This is a genomic window from Streptomyces sp. 6N223 (genome assembly GCF_052246635.1).
Taxonomy (GTDB): domain Bacteria; phylum Actinomycetota; class Actinomycetes; order Streptomycetales; family Streptomycetaceae; genus Streptomyces.
The window spans coordinates 21,071-36,797 of the sequence record NZ_JBQQCA010000004.1; the positions used below are offsets into that span (position 1 = coordinate 21,071).

Annotated in this window: 18 protein-coding genes; 10 read left to right on the top strand and 8 right to left on the bottom strand. The window is 73.6% G+C overall.

The features are described 5' to 3' along the window. Positions 1-17 precede the first annotated feature (17 nt). Entirely contained in the window at positions 18-1,310 is a 1,293-nt protein-coding gene (locus ACTWQH_RS04295; RefSeq protein WP_443284951.1) for a M23 family metallopeptidase, read from the bottom strand. Positions 1,311-1,599: 289 nt separating this feature from the next. On the opposite strand from ACTWQH_RS04295, the gene ACTWQH_RS04300 reads away from it, so the two are divergent. The 3 genes from ACTWQH_RS04300 to sucD all read left to right on the top strand — a co-directional run bounded on the left by ACTWQH_RS04300 (position 1,600) and on the right by sucD (position 4,459). Beyond that, positions 1,600-2,007, top strand: coding sequence for a cobalamin B12-binding domain-containing protein (locus tag ACTWQH_RS04300; RefSeq protein ID WP_443284952.1), 408 nt, complete (start codon positions 1,600-1,602; stop codon positions 2,005-2,007). A gap of 340 nt (positions 2,008-2,347) precedes the next feature. Next, a complete protein-coding gene (sucC, locus tag ACTWQH_RS04305; RefSeq protein WP_443284953.1) occupies positions 2,348-3,523 on the top strand; it encodes an ADP-forming succinate--CoA ligase subunit beta in 1,176 nt (391 codons plus the stop codon). 51 nt (positions 3,524-3,574) lie between these two features. After that, a complete protein-coding gene (gene sucD / locus ACTWQH_RS04310; protein WP_443284954.1) occupies positions 3,575-4,459 on the top strand; it encodes a succinate--CoA ligase subunit alpha in 885 nt (294 codons plus the stop codon). A gap of 130 nt (positions 4,460-4,589) precedes the next feature. Here the strand turns inward: sucD and ACTWQH_RS04315 are convergent, their stop codons facing one another. Continuing rightward, a complete protein-coding gene (locus ACTWQH_RS04315; protein ID WP_443284955.1) occupies positions 4,590-5,294 on the bottom strand; it encodes an RNA polymerase sigma factor in 705 nt (234 codons plus the stop codon). A gap of 75 nt (positions 5,295-5,369) precedes the next feature. Between ACTWQH_RS04315 and ACTWQH_RS04320 the strand changes: the two genes are divergently transcribed. Next, a complete protein-coding gene (locus ACTWQH_RS04320; RefSeq protein ID WP_443284956.1) occupies positions 5,370-6,902 on the top strand; it encodes a cell division protein PerM in 1,533 nt (510 codons plus the stop codon). On the opposite strand, the gene ACTWQH_RS04325 is transcribed toward ACTWQH_RS04320, so the two are convergent. Then, a complete protein-coding gene (locus ACTWQH_RS04325; RefSeq protein ID WP_443284957.1) occupies positions 6,903-7,751 on the bottom strand; it encodes a hypothetical protein in 849 nt (282 codons plus the stop codon). It lies immediately after the preceding gene. A gap of 170 nt (positions 7,752-7,921) precedes the next feature. Here ACTWQH_RS04325 and purN point away from each other — a divergent pair, with 170 nt between their 5' ends. Genes purN through ACTWQH_RS04345 form a run of 4 tightly spaced genes read left to right on the top strand, consistent with a single transcriptional unit; the run spans position 7,922 to position 10,702 of the window. Further along, a complete protein-coding gene (gene purN, locus ACTWQH_RS04330) occupies positions 7,922-8,539 on the top strand; it encodes a phosphoribosylglycinamide formyltransferase (RefSeq protein WP_443284958.1) in 618 nt (205 codons plus the stop codon). Next, positions 8,536-10,098 (top strand): bifunctional phosphoribosylaminoimidazolecarboxamide formyltransferase/IMP cyclohydrolase, encoded by a 1,563-nt coding sequence (gene purH, locus ACTWQH_RS04335; protein WP_443284959.1) that lies wholly within the window; start codon positions 8,536-8,538, stop codon positions 10,096-10,098. Before purN ends, purH begins: the two co-directional genes overlap by 4 nt. A gap of 50 nt (positions 10,099-10,148) precedes the next feature. Next, positions 10,149-10,427: a type II toxin-antitoxin system Phd/YefM family antitoxin gene (locus tag ACTWQH_RS04340; RefSeq protein ID WP_443284960.1), complete on the top strand. Its 279-nt coding sequence runs from the start codon at positions 10,149-10,151 to the stop codon at positions 10,425-10,427. Beyond that, positions 10,424-10,702, top strand: a complete 279-nt coding sequence (locus ACTWQH_RS04345) for a type II toxin-antitoxin system RelE family toxin (RefSeq protein WP_443284961.1) — start codon at positions 10,424-10,426, stop codon at positions 10,700-10,702. Before ACTWQH_RS04340 ends, ACTWQH_RS04345 begins: the two co-directional genes overlap by 4 nt. Before the next feature lie 162 nt (positions 10,703-10,864). On the opposite strand, the gene ACTWQH_RS04350 is transcribed toward ACTWQH_RS04345, so the two are convergent. Genes ACTWQH_RS04350 through ACTWQH_RS04360 form a run of 3 tightly spaced genes read right to left on the bottom strand, consistent with a single transcriptional unit; the run spans position 10,865 to position 12,284 of the window. Next, on the bottom strand, positions 10,865-11,134 hold the full coding sequence (locus tag ACTWQH_RS04350; protein WP_443284962.1) for a hypothetical protein: 270 nt from the start codon (positions 11,132-11,134) through the stop codon (positions 10,865-10,867). 10 nt (positions 11,135-11,144) lie between these two features. Beyond that, complete coding sequence (locus ACTWQH_RS04355) at positions 11,145-11,873, bottom strand: HNH endonuclease family protein (RefSeq protein WP_443284963.1); 729 nt, start codon at positions 11,871-11,873, stop codon at positions 11,145-11,147. A 9-nt stretch (positions 11,874-11,882) separates the two neighbouring features. Beyond that, positions 11,883-12,284: a hypothetical protein gene (locus ACTWQH_RS04360; RefSeq protein ID WP_443284964.1), complete on the bottom strand. Its 402-nt coding sequence runs from the start codon at positions 12,282-12,284 to the stop codon at positions 11,883-11,885. A gap of 99 nt (positions 12,285-12,383) precedes the next feature. Between ACTWQH_RS04360 and ACTWQH_RS04365 the strand changes: the two genes are divergently transcribed. Both ACTWQH_RS04365 and ACTWQH_RS04370 read left to right on the top strand, forming a co-directional pair. Next, a complete protein-coding gene (locus tag ACTWQH_RS04365; RefSeq protein ID WP_443284965.1) occupies positions 12,384-13,262 on the top strand; it encodes a bifunctional methylenetetrahydrofolate dehydrogenase/methenyltetrahydrofolate cyclohydrolase in 879 nt (292 codons plus the stop codon). A gap of 4 nt (positions 13,263-13,266) precedes the next feature. Beyond that, positions 13,267-13,665 (top strand): DUF3017 domain-containing protein, encoded by a 399-nt coding sequence (locus tag ACTWQH_RS04370; protein WP_443284966.1) that lies wholly within the window; start codon positions 13,267-13,269, stop codon positions 13,663-13,665. A 24-nt stretch (positions 13,666-13,689) separates the two neighbouring features. Here ACTWQH_RS04370 and ACTWQH_RS04375 read toward each other — a convergent pair whose 3' ends face one another. Then, complete coding sequence (locus tag ACTWQH_RS04375) at positions 13,690-14,604, bottom strand: glycine betaine ABC transporter substrate-binding protein (protein ID WP_443284967.1); 915 nt, start codon at positions 14,602-14,604, stop codon at positions 13,690-13,692. A 23-nt stretch (positions 14,605-14,627) separates the two neighbouring features. Then, positions 14,628-15,617, bottom strand: coding sequence for a malate dehydrogenase (locus tag ACTWQH_RS04380; protein WP_443284968.1), 990 nt, complete (start codon positions 15,615-15,617; stop codon positions 14,628-14,630). Between the last annotated feature and the right edge of the window lie 110 nt (positions 15,618-15,727).

The window sequence follows — 15,727 nt, forward strand, 5'->3', positions numbered from 1 at the left end:
CCTCTCTCGCGCTCGCGTCAGGTCGGCTCCAGGCCGTGGTCGCGCAGCCAGTAGAGCGGGTCGACGGGGTCGCCGCCCCACGGGCGCACCTCGAAGTGCAGGTGCGGTCCGGTGGAGTTCCCCGAGTCGCCGGAGTAGGCGATGACCGTGCCGGCCTGCACCCACCCCGAGGTGTAGACGGTGCTGCTCAGGTGCGCGTACCAGGTCTCCGTGCCGTCCGGGGCGGTGAGGATGACCATGTTGCCGTAGCTCGGGTCCCACTGGGTGGTGATCTCGCCGTCGGTGGCGGCCATCACGGGCGTGCCGTAGCTGACGGGGAAGTCGATGCCGGTGTGCAGCGACATCCAGTTGATGCCGGCGTCGCCGAAGTAGGCGCTGAGGCCGTGCTGCTCAACCGGGAGCGCGAACTTCGGCCGCAACGCCTCCTGCCGGGCCGCCTCCTCGGCGGCCTCGCGCTCCTCCCGCTCCTGCTGCCGCTCCAGGTCGATGTCGGCCTGGGTCTGGCTGGCGCGGTTGGCGTAGTCGTCGACGGCCTGCGAGAGGCCGGTGAGCTGGGTGTCGAACTCGCGGTTGGCGGCGACGGGTTCGGCGTCGTCCCCGGCGGCGTTGTCGGGGGCGGCGACGGGGGCGGGCTCGCTGCCCTTGCCGCCCGAGCCCGACTCGTTGACGGTGGCGGCGGTGGCGATGGCGGTCACGCCGAGGACGGCGAGGGAGGGGGCGGCGACGCTGAAGAACGCCGACCGGCGCGGCCCGGCGGCCCGGCGCCTGCGCCGCGGGGGAGGGGGAGGAGCCGCTTCGGGCTCACGCTCCGGCCCAGGTTCAGGCTCCTGCTCCTGGTGATCGAGTTCGGGCTCGGGCTCGGGCCGCGGCTCCGCCACCTCGTAGGCGTAGTGGCCTTCGTGGTGGCCGGCGGCGTACCCGGCCGCGTCCTCCGCCCCCTGCCAGGCCGTGTACGCCGTCGCCCCCGTGTCGTCGTATCCGCCCGTGGCGGCGGGGGTTTGGTGAAGATCTACCGCCGGGTAGCCCGTGGTGTCCCACTCGCCGGATTGGTACGCACCCAGATAGGCCTGGTCCTGCGCACCCGGTGCGGGGTCCTGTATGGAACCGAAGCCGCCGGCGTAGGTGTCATAACCGCCGTAACCGTCATAGCCCCCGTAGTCCCCGTAACCGCCGAGGCTCTCGGTCTCGGGGTAGGCGGGGGCGGCCGGCATGGCCTCGGGATAGTCGGGATAGGGGGAATGCCAGGGGTCGCTGAGCTCGTCAGTGGGCAGGGTCGGGGTGAAGCCCCCCGACATCTGACGATCGATCACCGACTGTGCCTTTCGGCTCGACTACAGGAGCGGGCGTGAGTCCAGCGGCTGCGTGCGGCGACTGTACCCGGGGGTACGCGACGGCCACAATCTTCTGCCCGTGCCGCCGTCGGTTTCCCGTGTTACGGAAGCGGGCATAGCACTCCCTTTCGGAGTCTCTCGCATTCATGACCCACGATTTGTTCGAGATATGTTCGAGGAACGTTCGATTTCTTGGCTTCGTTTCCTTGGCTGAGGGCGTCGGGTGCGGGATGCTGGCGTTAACGTTCGTTCGCTCGGGAGGCGTGTGATGGGTGTACCGAGTCCGATTCGCGTCGTTGTCGCCAAGCCGGGGCTCGATGGTCATGACCGGGGCGCGAAGGTCATCGCCCGCGCCCTGCGCGACGCCGGCATGGAGGTCATCTACACCGGGCTGCACCAGACGCCGGAGCAGATCGTGGAGACCGCGATCCAGGAGGACGCCGACGCCGTCGGCCTGTCGATCCTCTCCGGCGCGCACAACACGCTCTTCGCGCGCGTCATCGAGCTGCTGAAGGAGCGGGACGCCGCCGACATCACGGTCTTCGGCGGCGGCATCATCCCCGAGGCCGACATCGCGCCCCTGAAGGCGAAGGGCGTCGCGGAGATCTTCACCCCCGGCGCCCCCACGGGCGACGTCGTCGAGTGGGTCCGCACCCACGTCCGCACCCGCGTGTAATCCCCCCCCGCCCCACCCCTGGATCGCGGCCGCGCCCCGGCGGGCGAAGCGCGCCAACAAGCCGCGCCGCGCCGATGGCCCGCCCGCGGCGCCCGCGCGAGGCGGGAGCGGAGCCCCTGGCTGGGGCAAACGTGACCGGTCTCACCCGGTCCGTACCCGCCCGCGTTTATCGCCCCCGAGGCCGCCCCGATACCCTGCACTCCGGACATGCCGCGTGCCAGCGCAGAGCGCCAAGCGATCCTTGCCGCTGAGCGACGCGGCCACGCGGCACGCCCACGCAGAGACGACAACGAACCGCGAGATCACACCCCGCGAGATCACTGAGTGAGGACGGACGCGCGTGGACCTGTTCGAGTACCAGGCGAGGGACCTCTTCGCCAAGCATGGAGTGCCGGTGCTGCCTGGCGAAACCATCGACACGCCGGAGGCGGCGCGCGAGGCGGCCGAGCGACTCGGTGGCCGCGCGGTCGTCAAGGCGCAGGTGAAGACCGGCGGCCGGGGCAAGGCCGGAGGCGTAAAGCTGGCCGCCGACCCCGAGGACGCCGTCGCGAAGGCCGGGGCCATCCTCGGCATGGACATCAAGGGCCACACGGTCCACAAGGTGATGCTGGCGCAGACCGCCGACATCGCCGAGGAGTACTACCTCTCCTTCCTCCTCGACCGCACCAACCGCACCTTCCTCGCCATGGCCTCCGTCGAGGGCGGCATGGACATCGAGGAGGTCGCCGCGACCAAGCCCGAGGCGCTCGCCAAGATCCCGGTGGACGCGATCGAGGGCGTGACCGAGGCCAAGGCCCGCGAGATCGTCACCGCGGCCCGCTTCCCCGCCGAGGTCGCCGACCAGGTGGTGGACGTCCTGCAGACGCTGTGGACCGTCTTCACCAAGGAGGACGCCCTCCTGGTGGAGGTGAACCCGCTGGTCAAGACCGCCGACGGCGCCATCATCGCGCTGGACGGCAAGGTCTCCCTCGACGCCAACGCCGAGTTCCGGCAGCCGGACCACGCCGCGCTGGAGGACAAGGCCGCCGCCAACCCGCTGGAGGCCGCCGCCAAGGCCAAGGGCCTGAACTACGTCAAGCTGGAGGGCGGCTCGGTCGGCATCATCGGCAACGGCGCCGGCCTCGTCATGAGCACGCTCGACGTCGTCGCCTACGCCGGCGAGCGCCACGGCGGCGTGAAGCCCGCCAACTTCCTCGACATCGGCGGCGGCGCCTCCGCCGAGGTGATGGCCAACGGCCTGGAGATCATCCTCGGCGACCCCGACGTCAACTCCGTCTTCGTCAACGTCTTCGGCGGCATCACCGCCTGCGACGCGGTCGCCAACGGCATCGTGCAGGCGCTGGAGCTGCTCGCCTCCCGGGGCGAGCAGGTCAGCAAGCCGCTGGTGGTGCGCCTCGACGGCAACAACGCGGAGCTCGGCCGCAAGATCCTGACCGACGCCAACCACCCGCTCGTCGAGCAGGTGGACACCATGGACGGCGCGGCCGAGCGCGCCGCCGAGCTGGCAGCCAAGTAGGGCCACCCAGGCCACGTAGGAACGACAAGGACGAGGGCAGCGAAGACAACCATGGCTATCTTCCTCACCAAGGAGAGCAAGGTCATCGTCCAGGGGATGACCGGCTCGGAGGGCCAGAAGCACACCCGGCGGATGCTCGCCTCCGGCACCAACATCGTCGGCGGCGTCAACCCGCGCAAGGCCGGCCAGAAGCTCGACTTCGACGGCACCGAGGTGCCGGTCTTCGGCAGCGTGAAGGAGGCGATGGACGCCACCGGCGCCGACGTCACCGTGATCTTCGTGCCGGAGAAGTTCACCAAGGACGCCGTGATTGAGGCGATCGACGCCGAGATCCCGCTCGCCGTGGTGATCACCGAGGGCATCGCGGTCCACGACACGGCCGCGTTCTGGGCGTACGCGCAGGCCAAGGGCAACGGGACCCGCATCATCGGCCCCAACTGCCCCGGCCTGATCACCCCGGGTCAGTCGAACGCCGGCATCATCCCGGCCGACATCACCAAGCCCGGCCGCATCGGCCTGGTCTCGAAGTCCGGCACGCTGACGTACCAGATGATGTACGAGCTGCGCGACATCGGCTTCAGCTCCTGCGTCGGCATCGGCGGCGACCCGGTCATCGGCACCACCCACATCGACGCGCTCGCGGCGTTCGAGGCCGACCCCGACACCGAGCTGATCGTGATGATCGGCGAGATCGGCGGCGACGCCGAGGAGCGGGCGGCGGACTTCATCAAGGCCAACGTCACCAAGCCGGTCGTCGGCTACGTGGCGGGCTTCACCGCGCCCGAGGGCAAGACCATGGGCCACGCCGGCGCCATCGTCTCCGGCTCCTCCGGCACCGCGCAGGCGAAGAAGGAGGCGCTGGAGGCCGCCGGCGTCAAGGTCGGCAAGACTCCGAGCGAGACCGCCCGCCTCGCCCGCGAGCTCCTCACGGCCTGAGGCTCAGGTCTGAGGCCCGAGCGAGCGGCGACCCACCGCCGCACCCCTCTCTCCCCGCGGCCCGCACCCGCGGGGAACGGGGTCCGGGGGTGGCCGCCCCGCGCGCCCGGCTTCGCCCGGCTCGCCGGGTTCAGTCCGCCAGCAGCGCGAGCGTGATCAGCGCCGTCACCAGCACGACGAGCGTCGCCGACGCCTCGTTCCACCGCCGCGTCGCGCGCTCGCTCGCGAGCCGTACCGACCCCGCGGCGCGGGCGCCGAACCGCTGCGCTCCGGCCAGCTCGCACAGCAGCTCCCGCAGCACGGCCCCGCGCTCCGCCGGGCTCGTCTCGGCCAGCCGCGGCACCCACCTGGCCAGCGCGTCCCGCGCCCGCACGATGCGCCCGGCCGTCGCCGCCGTGCTGGCCTCCACCTCCGCCGCCGTCTCGGGAAGGTCCAGCCCCACCGCGTCGTGCAGCACCACGGCGTGCCGGTAGCAGGGCGGCAGGCTCAGCAACGCCTCCAGCAGCGCCCTGTCCTTGGGCGGGCCCGGGTGCGCCTTCGCCGTGGCGCGGGCCCAGGCGCGCGGGCCGCGCCACCGCAGGGCGGCCAGCCACGGCGACAGGGCGTACTCGAACGCCGTCCACCGCACCCAGCCCACCGGATCGCTGTCCCTGGCCACCTCGGGCCATCGCTCCCAGGCGAGCCGGAACGCCCGGTTGACGGCGCGCTCGGCCGTCCGGCGCCTCCCGCAGAGCAGGAACACCTGCCGGGTGAGGGGGACCGCGTGCCGGGAGTGGAGCTTGTCGAAGGCCTCGGCGGGCGTCGCGTCGGGCGAAAGCGACAAAAGTAGACTCATAGGATAATAGTCACCGACACGGCCACAAAGAACCTGTTACCTACGCCAAGCGGTCGTTGTTGGCAGCATGGCGGCGTGATCACTCTCCACGGCCGGCCCGCCGCCGCCCGGTGGGCGGGCGAGGGGCTGCTCGCCGCCGGGCTCTCCTTCTGCGCCCTGGCCGGTCTCGTGCTCGCGCTGTGGACCGTCTCGCCCTACCCCGACGACGGTGCCGACGCCGCGCTGCGCGTCGCGGCCGACCTGTGGCTTCTCGCCCACGGCACGGACCTGCTGCGCGCCGACACCCTCAGCGGCGTTCCCGCGCCCGTCGGCCCGACCCCGCTGCTGCTGACCCCGCTCCCGGCCTGGCTCCTCCACCGCGCGGCGCGCCACGCCCTCGACGACCGCGACAACCGCGACGACCGCGACATCCGCGAGAACGAGAACGAGGACGCAGACCGGGGCGTGGGGCGGCTGCGCTGCCTGCTGTGCGTCGCGGCCGGCTACCTCGGCGCCGCGACGGCCGCCGTCCTCTTCACGCTCGGCTCCTCGCTCAGCGCCCGGCCCCTCAGCGCCGCGCTCCACCTGACGCTCTTCGCCCTCGCCGTCCTCGCCCTCACCGCCTGGCCCGACCGCCTCCTGGCGCGGGCGGCGGCCGCGGTGGCGGCGCTGTGCGGCGCCGGGGCGCTGCTGGTGGTGTGGGGGCTGGCCCGGCACGCCGACGCCGCGCGGGCGGGCCTCGACCAGCTCGGCGGCTCCTGGCCCGGGCGCGTCGCCGTCCTGCTGCTGAGCCTGGCGCTGCTGCCGAACGCCGCCGTGTGGGCCGTCGCCTACGCCCTCGGGCCCGGCTTCGCGCTCGGCGTCGGCGTCGGCGTTGAGGTGGGTGCCGGCGCCGGTGCGGGCGTTCCCGTGCAGGAGGGCGGCCCGCGCCTGCCCGCGCTCCCGCTGCTGGCGGCGGTGCCCGACGCCCCGCCGACGGGCGCCGCGGCGGGGGCGGCGCTCGTCGCCGTCCCGCTCGCGGGTGCGCTGGCCGCCGCGTGGCTCGCGGCCCGCGACACCGGCGCCTGGTGGCGCGCGGCGCTCGGCGCCCTCCTCGCCGCGCCCTGCGCGGGCGCCGCCCTCGGCGTACTGGCGCTGTTGTCGGGCGGCCCGCTGGGCACCGCCACGCTGGCGGAGTTCGGCCCCGACCCCTGGCGCACGGGCCTGGCCGCCACCGCCTGGACCGCGGCCGTGGCGCCCCCGCTCGCGGTGGCGCTGCGGCTGGCGCGGGCGGTGAGGGAGAGGCGGCAACGCCGGGCGTGCGGCTGGGACGACCGGCCCGCCGGGCCGGACACCGTGCGGACGCTGCGCCTCGTCCGCCCGTTGCGGGCCCCGGTCGCGTCGCCCGCCGATCAGCGCGAGGACCGGCCCTGGTGGCGGCGCGGCGGGCGGGGCGGCAGGCACCGGCGCGGGGATGGCGCCGGGGACGGCTGGCACGGCACCGGGGCCCGGCAGGTGCGCTGGGCCGCGCTCAGGCGGCGTTCCGGCAAGCTCGTCCCCGAGATCGACACCTCCACGCACACCAACACCAACACGGGCGCAGGCGCAGGCGCGGGGCCGTCGGTGCTGCCGCCCGAGCCCGAGGGGTGATCAGTTCCGCTCGGTGAGGAACGGCCGGACCTGACTCGGCAGCAGGTCCTCGCACGCCTCGCGCGAAGGGGTTGTCAGGGCGTCGTCCACGCAGTCGTAGTAGTCCTTGTAGACCAGCTGGACCGTGTACGTCGTGGCCACGATCAGCAGCGAGGCCGCGGCCAGCACGATGCCCGCGACGGCCGCCGCCAGCTGCGGCCGTTCGCCGGCCGCCGCCGGGGGACGGGCGCCGCCGGGCGGCGGCGCGGGCGACGGCCCCGCCGGCGCCGGCGCCGGCGGCTGATCCGCGGCCCGGCCCTCCAGCTGCGCCACCAGCCTGCTGCGCCGCGCCGCGTCCCTGCCGCCCGCGGCGTCCCTGGGGCCGCCGCGCAGCGCGCTGATGCCCCAGTAGAGGGAGAGCGCGCCGAGCAGCAGGCCCAGCCACTCCCAGCCGAGCAGGCCGGAGAAGACGCCCCACATGCCCGCCAGCACGGCGTACCGCGCATGCCGCTGGGCCGGGTCGGTCGGGTCCCAGCGCTGGCCGCCGCCCGGGCCGCCGTTGCGGTCGCGGCCACGGCCGTTCCGGCCCTCCGGCGTCGGGGGCGGGTCGCCGAACCCGCCGCTCTGCCGCCCGGGCTGCCGCCGGCTCCACTGGCTTCCCCAGCGCGACGGCTGCTCGTCCCGCCCGTCCCGCTGCCCGCCGCTGTCCTGGTCCGGCGAGGGCTGGGGGCCCTGCTGTCCCTGCGGGGCCTGCGGATTCGCCGGAGCCTGCGGGGTCTGCGGGTACCGCGGCTGCCACGGCTGGTCGGGCTGCCCCTCGGGCGGCGGAGCGAAGGGGTTGTCCTCCTCGCTCGTGCGTCGGTCGGTCATCTCGCTCGTCGCGTCTCCTCGGTCACGGCGGCACAACGGTGCCGCTTCTTCGACCGTACCTGCCGCGAGCGACCCCCGGACACGGGCCCGGTATCGTGGCAGCGTTTCCGGCTGCGAGCCCCAAGCGACTCCCAGGCGACTCCCAAGCGACTGAAGAGAAAGACCCCGCCGTGCGTCCTGCCCGCCTCGTCGTCCTCGTCTCGGGCTCCGGGACCCTCCTCCAGGCACTGCTCGACGCCGTGGCCGAGCGCGGCCCACAGGCGTACGGCGCCGAGGTCGTCGCCGTCGGCGCCGACCGCCACAACATCGAGGGGCTGCGGCGGGCCGAGCGCGCCGGGCTGCCGGCCTTCGTGCGCCGGCTGAAGGACTACCCCGCGCGCGAGGACTGGGACCGCGCCCTGACCGAGGCCGTCGCCGAGCACGAGCCCGACCTCGTCATCTCCGCCGGCTTCATGAAGATCGTGGGCGCGGACTTCATGGCCCGCTTCGGCGGCCGTTACATCAACACCCACCCCGCGCTGCTGCCCAGCTTCCCCGGCGCCCACCCGGTGCGCGACACGCTCGCGCACGGCGTGAAGGTGACCGGCTGCACCGTCCACTTCGCCGACGCAGGCGTCGACACCGGGCCCATCATCGCCCAGGAGGCGCTGGAGGTCAGGGACGAGGACGACGAGGACTCGCTCCACGAGCGGATCAAGGACGTCGAACGCGGGCTGCTCGTCGAGACCGTGGGGCGGCTGGCCCGCGAGGGCCACACCATCGAGGGACGGAAGGTGTCAATCCCGTGACCGTGACCAACGTGACCCGGGCGCTCGTCAGCGTCTACGACAAGACGGGCCTGGAGGAGCTGGCGCGCGGCCTGCACGCCGCCGGCGTCGAGCTGGTCTCCACCGGCTCCACGGCCAGGACGATCGCCGCCGCCGGGGTGCCGGTCACGGCGGTGGAGGAGCTGACCGGGTTCCCCGAGTGCCTGGACGGCCGGGTCAAGACCCTGCACCCGCGCGTGCACGCGGGCCTGCTCGCCGACGTACGCCGCCCCGAGCACCGCGAGCAGCTCGCCGGGCTCGGGATCGAGCCCTTCCAGCTCCTGGTGTCCAACCTCTACCCCTTCCGGGAGACGGTCGCCTCCGGCGCCTCGCCCGAGGAGTGCGTGGAGCTGATCGACATCGGCGGCCCGGCGATGGTGCGCGCCGCCGCGAAGAACCACGCCTCGGTGGCGGTGGTCGTCGACCCCGCCCGCTACCCGGAGGTGTTGAAGGCGGTCGCCGACGGCGGCTTCGACCTGGCCGCGCGGCGGCGGCTGGCCGCCGACGCCTTCCGCCACACCGCCGAGTACGACGCGGCCGTCGCGACCTGGTTCGCCGAGCAGACCGCCGAGGAGGCGCAGCGGGACTTCCCGGCGTTCCTCGCCACGCCGCTCGCCCTCGACCGCGTGCTGCGCTACGGCGAGAACCCGCACCAGGCCGCCGCGCTCTACGGCGACGGCGGCGGCACCGGCCTGGCCGCCGCCGAGCAGCTCCACGGCAAGGCGATGTCGTACAACAACTACGTCGACACCGAGGCGGCGCGGCGTGCGGCGTACGACCACGGCGCCGACGGCCGGGCGTGCGTGGCGATCGTCAAGCACACCAATCCCTGCGGCATCGCGCTCGGCGCGGACGTGGCCGAGGCGCACCGCAAGGCGCACGACTGCGACCCGCTCTCGGCGTACGGCGGCGTCATCGCCGTCAACCGCCCGGTCTCCCTCGCCATGGCCGAGCGGGTCGCGGGCATCTTCACCGAGGTGATCGTGGCCCCGGACTACGAGGACGGCGCCGTCGAGGCCCTCGCCCGCAAGAAGAACATCCGCGTGCTGCGCTGCCCCTCCCCGCCCGCCGCCGGGCGCGAGGTCCGCCGCATCGACGGCGGCGCCCTGGTGCAGGCCACCGACCGGCTCCAGGCCGAGGGCGACGACCCGGCCGCCTGGCGCCTGGTCGCGGGTGAGGCGCTGCCCGCCGAGGAGCTGGCCGAGCTGGCGTTCGCGTGGCGCGCCTGCCGCGCGGTGAAGTCGAACGCCATCCTGCTGGCCAGGGGATCCGCCACGGTCGGCGTCGGCATGGGCCAGGTCAACCGCGTCGACTCCGCACGCCTCGCCGTGCAGCGCGCGGGCGCCGAGCGCGCCCGCGGCTCCTACGCCGCCTCCGACGCGTTCTTCCCCTTCCCCGACGGCCTGGAGGTCCTCGCCGAGGCGGGCGTCCGCGCCGTGGCGCAGCCCGGCGGCTCGGTCCGCGACGAGGCCGTCATCGAGGCGGCCCGCGCGGCGGGCGTCACCATGTATCTGACGGGGACGCGGCACTTCTTCCACTGACGACGCGGAGCCGGGCCGCCGTGTACGCGATGGCGTGTACACTCGTCGCCATGGCTGACACCATGTCCGTGCGCGACGTCCGTGCCCACCTCGCCGCCGTTCTGGCCAGGGCAGAGGCGGGCGACGCCACCGTGGTGACGCGCGGCAGCACGCCTGTGGCCGCGATCGTCCCGATGGATGCGTTCAACGCGCTGGAGGACGCGGCCGACGAACTCCTCGCCCGGGAGGCGGCTCAGGTCCTGGATGCCGAGGGTGACGGGCCGACGTACACGATGTCCGAGATCGTCGCCGACATCCTTGGCGAGACGCCGCAGGGCAACGCTGCATGAAGTACGCCTTCCGCTTTCTGCCAGCCGCCAGGCGGCAGTTGCGGGCGCTCGACCGGGAGTCGGCGATGCGCATCCTTCTCGCGCTCACGGCACTCGGAGACGACCCTCGCCGCCCGGACGCCGACATCAAGAAGCTCTCCGGGCACGAGGACCTGTACCGACTGCGCGTCGGCAACCACCGCATCGCCTATCGCGTCGACGATGGCCAGCTCGTCATTGTCGTGATCAAGGCCGGCAACCGCCGTGACGTCTACCGGAACCTTGGCGACCGGTAGGCACGCCTCGATCCCTGCCCGCCCACGGATCAGCGGCAAGACCATCCGCCGCCGTGGCGTCCCACTCCTCCTGCTCGGCGGCGTACTCCGCCCAGCTCTCCGGATCCCCTCCGAGACGCTCGAAGGCGGCGAGGATCCGCGCCCTGTGGTGCTCGCTCGGCGTCACGGCTGCGGGCGGTGGAGGAGGTCGACGAGGACGTCGTGCAGGACCTCGTGGTCGCGGGGGTCGTGCAGGCGGTACGGGCCGCCGTCGAGGGTGTACCACTCGGCGGCGCCGGCGTACCGGACCCGGAGGGTGAGCGTGCCGTCGTCGGGGTCGGCGGCGGTGTGGAGTTCGAGCTCGCCGCTGATGACGCCGACCTCGCGCGTCATCAGGCCGCCGCGCGGCGGGGAGAAGACGGTGTAGCGGTCCGTTAGCTGAGTGTCATTCATGGGGGACAGTTCAGCAGGTGTCCAGCAGCCTCTCCAGCGCCGTTCGCTCGTCCGGGTCAATACTCAGCTCCCACGCGTGCTTTGAGCCGATCCACATGCGGGCGTAGACGCAGTGGAAGGACTCCACCGGCGGCTGCCAGTCGGCGGGGTCCTGGTCGCCCTTGGAGCGGTTGGACTCGGCGCTGACCGCGATGAGCTGCGCGTTGTCGAGGTCGTTGGCGAACGCCTCGCGCCGGTCGGTGCTCCAGGCGTCGGCGCCCGAGCGCCAGGCCTCGGCGAGCGCGACCACGTGGTCGATGTCCACGTCCGGCGCGGCGTCGAGGGTCTCGCCGTCGTACTGGCTGAACCAGGTGCCGGACTCGGGGTAGCAGTCGTCGCCGGGGACGACGTCGGTGCCGTCGCGTTCCAGGACGGTCTCGCGGGTCGAGCACTCGCCGTCCTCGGACCAGTGGGGGAACAGCTCGCGCTCGTAGTCCTCCATGGAGCCCTCGGACTCGACGGTGAGCTCGGCGAGCCGGGACCGCGCGGTCTCGGCGTCCGGGATGTTCGGCACGGTCAGCTCCCCGTCGTCCGGCGCGGGGTCGGCGTCCTCCGTCTGCTCGGACGGGCCGGACGGGTCGGCGGGGTCGGCCGGGTCCGTGTCGTCGGTGAGGTCGGAGCAGGCCGGGAGGAGAAGGACAAGGAGGGGGAGGGCTATGAGGACCGCGACGCGGCGGCGTTTGGGGTGTTTCGGGACCATGGTGGATGACTACCCGCGTTCGCGCTCGAACCAGGAGCGGCTGGGAGCGCGCATCAGGTTCACCACCACCGTGACCGCCAGCGCGATGACGAGGAGCCCGAGCGGTACCGTGCCGAGACCGATCACGACGCCGAGCCCGGCCCACACGATCGCCGCCACGCGCAACCGCGCGCCGCCCGTTGCGTAGCGCAGCCCCAGCCCGACGCCGGCGCCGCCGTGGGCGAGGAAGACGACGCCGAGGACGGCGAGCGCCTCGGCCCTCACGTTGTACTCGCGCTCGACCTCGTCCGGGTCGCCCAGCGCGAGCCCGACGTACAGCAGGCCGGCCACCAGCACCAGGGCGCCGGCGGTGAACGTCAGCGCCCGCGCGGTTCTCACGGTTCTGGGCATCAATGGTTTCTCGGTCGTCATGGCCGGAGGATATGTGCACGCCGGTCCTTCGGCGTGTCACCCGTGGATCACAACCGGCGGATTGGCCGCCGGCGGGGAGGATCGGGGAGGATGGGCGGCATGAGCGCCCAGATTCTCGATGGCAAGGCCACGGCCGCAGCGATCAAGGCCGATCTCGCCGAGCGCGTCGCCGCGCTGGCGGCGCGCGGACGCGCCCCCGGCCTCGGCACGCTGCTGGTCGGCGACGACATCGGCAGCCGGAAGTACGTGGCGGGCAAGCACCGCGACTGCGCGGCCGTCGGCATCGCCTCCATCCAGCGCGAGCTGCCCGCCACCGCCACACAGGCGGAGATCGAGGCCGTGGTGCGCGAGCTGAACGAGAACCCGCAGTGCACCGGGTACCTGGTGCAGCTCCCGCTGCCGAAGGGCATCGACGCCAACCGCGTGCTGCAGCTCATCGACCCGGCCAAGGACGCCGACGGGCTGCACCCCACCAACCTCGGCCGCCTGGTGCTGGGCGAGCCCGGCCCGCTGCCCTGCACGCCCAACGGCATCATCACGCTGCTGCGCCGCCACGGCGTGGAGATCGCGGGCGCGGACGTGGTCGTCATCGGGCGCGGGGTGACGGTGGGCCGCTCGCTGCCGCTGCTGCTGACCCGGCGCAGCGAGAACGCCACGGTGACGCAGATTCACACCGGCACCCGCGACATGTCCGCCCACCTGCGGCGCGCCGACATCGTGGTGGCGGCGGCCGGGGTGCCGCACCTGGTGAAGCCGGAGGACGTGAAGCCGGGCGCGGCCGTGCTCGACGTCGGCGTCAGCCGCGACGAGAGCGGGAAGATCGTCGGCGACGTGCACCCGGGCGTCGCGGAGTTCGCGGCCTGGCTGTCGCCCAATCCCGGCGGCGTGGGACCGATGACCCGCGCGATGCTGCTGCAGAACGTGATCGAGGCCGCCGAGGCCGCCGAGGCCGCCGACGAAGCCGCTCGGGGGGCGTAGCGCCGTGCGTGTCTCGCGTACGTCGCGCGCATCCCAGCGGTACCCGACGCGGGGAACGGCCCGGCCGGAGGGCGGGCGCCGCTCCGCGCCGGGCAGCGCGCCCGCCGCCATCCGCCAGTGGCCGCTGCTGACCGTGCTCGCGGCCACCACGGCCGGGCTGCTCGCCACCCTCGGGAACTTCCGCGTCGGCCTGCTCATCGTCGGCTGCGCGCTGCTCACGGGCGCGGTGCTGCGCGGCTGGCTGCCCGCCGTCGGCATGCTGGCGGTCCGCTCCCGGCTCACGGACGTGCTGACGTACGGGGTGCTGGGCGGGTGCGTGGTGCTGATGACGCTGATGGCCCAGCCCAACCCGTGGATCGAGGTGCCGTTCTTCAACGACGTGCTGCGCTTCTCGGCGGGTTAGCGCCCGGTCAGCGCCAGCGCCCGGTCAGCGACCGAGCCACTCGTCGACGCGCTCCGGGTGGTTCGTCGCCCACCGCTCCGCCGCCCCGCGCGGCGTGAGACCGTCCTCGGCGATCAGGCGGGCGACGGCGTTCTGCTCCTCCTCGCTCCAGCTGAAGTCGCGCAGGAACGCCGCCGCCTCGGCGCCGTGCTCCAGGAAGTAGGTGTTGACGTACTTCCGCAGCTCGATCCGGGGATACGCCTCCTCCGGAGGCAGCCGCACCTGCGCCAGCTCGACCTCGGTGTGCAGCCAGTGCGGCCGCCACAGGTACGTCAGCACCGGGTGCCCGCTGCTGCTCGCCTCGGTGACCTCCTCCAGCAGCGCCTCCTCGCTGCCGGCCGCCACCGGCCGGTAGTCGAGCCCGAGGTCGTCGATGATCTCCTCGTCGCGGGTCGCGTAGTGCGGGTCGGCGTGCAGGAGTTCGCCGCCGAGGTCGTCGGCGAAGGCGTTCAGGTTCTCGGCCCTGAGCACGTCGGGGTGGGCGTCGGCGAAGCCGCGCGGCACGTACCAGCCGACCTGGCCGGTGATGCCCAGCGCCCCGGCGTCCGTGACGTTTCCCTTGCCCTCGACGTACAGCTCCCGCTTCTCCGGCAGCGCGCCCCAGTCCTCCAGGATCGCGTCGACGCCGCCCGACGCCAGCTCGTCCCAGGAGGTCTCCTGGTCGTTCGCGCGCAGCTCGACCGGCACGTCCAGCTCGTTCTCCAGGACGTGCGCGGCCATGGCGGCCGTGGCCTGGCCGCCCGTCCAGTCGGGCATGGCGAGGACGACGTAGGTCTGCTCGCCCGCCGCGCTCGCCGCCTCGTCGCCGCCGGACAGCAGGCCGCAGCCGGAGACGGCGAGCAGGAAGGCGAGGCAGCAGGCGAGGGCGGCGGGCGGGCGCCGGAGGCGGGAGGCGTTCATGGCGTGGTGGGTCGGTGGGGCTCTCAGATCAGGCCGAGGGAGCGGACCGCGTCGCGCTCGTCCTGGAGTTCCTTCACCGAGGCGTCGATGCGGGTGCGGGAGAAGTCGTTGATCTCCAGGCCCTGGACGATCGCGTACTCGCCGCCGGAGCAGGTGACGGGGAAGGACGAGATCAGGCCCTCGGGAACGCCGTAGGAGCCGTCGGAGGGCACGGCCATCGAGGTCCAGTCGCCCTCCGGGGTGCCGGTCAGCCAGGTGTGCACGTGGTCGATGGCGGCGTTGGCGGCGGAGGCGGCGGAGGACGCGCCGCGCGCCTCGATGATGGCGGCGCCGCGCTTGGCGACGGTCGGGATGAACTCCTCGGCCAGCCACTTCTCGTCGTTCACCGCCTCGGCGGCGTTCCGGCCGGAGACCTCGGCGTGGAAGATGTCCGGGTACTGGGTGGCGGAGTGGTTGCCCCAGATCGCCAGGCGCCGGATCTCGCCGACGGGCGTGCCGGTCCTCTTCGCCAGCTGGGTCAGCGCCCGGTTGTGGTCGAGGCGGGTCATGGCGGTGAAGCGGTCGGCGGGCACGTCGGGGGCGGCGGCCTGCGCGATGAGGGCGTTGGTGTTGGCGGGGTTGCCCACCACCAGGACGCGCACGTCGTCGGCGGCGTGGTCGTTGATGGCCTTGCCCTGCGGCTTGAAGATGCCGCCGTTGGCCTCCAGCAGGTCGCCGCGCTCCATGCCCTTGGTGCGGGGGCGCGCGCCGACGAGCAGCGCGACGTTGGCGCCGTCGAACGCCGTGGCCGGGTCGTCGCTGATGTCGATCCCGGCCAGCAGCGGGAACGCGCAGTCGTCCAGCTCCATGGCGGTGCCCTCGGCGGCGGGCAGGGCGGGGGTGATCTCCAGCAGGCGCAGCCTGACCGGCACGTCCGGGCCGAGGAGCTGGCCGGAGGCGATGCGGAACAGCAGCGCGTAGCCGATCTGGCCGGCGGCTCCGGTGACGGTCACGGTGACGGGAGTGCGGGGCATGGGTGTACGACCTCCTGGCGGGACCCTAGCGGGGAACCTAAGCGAACCTCAGCGTCAGGCTATCCCGGAGGGGTTCCGGAGCCGTCGCGGACCTGTCCCGACGGCTCCCG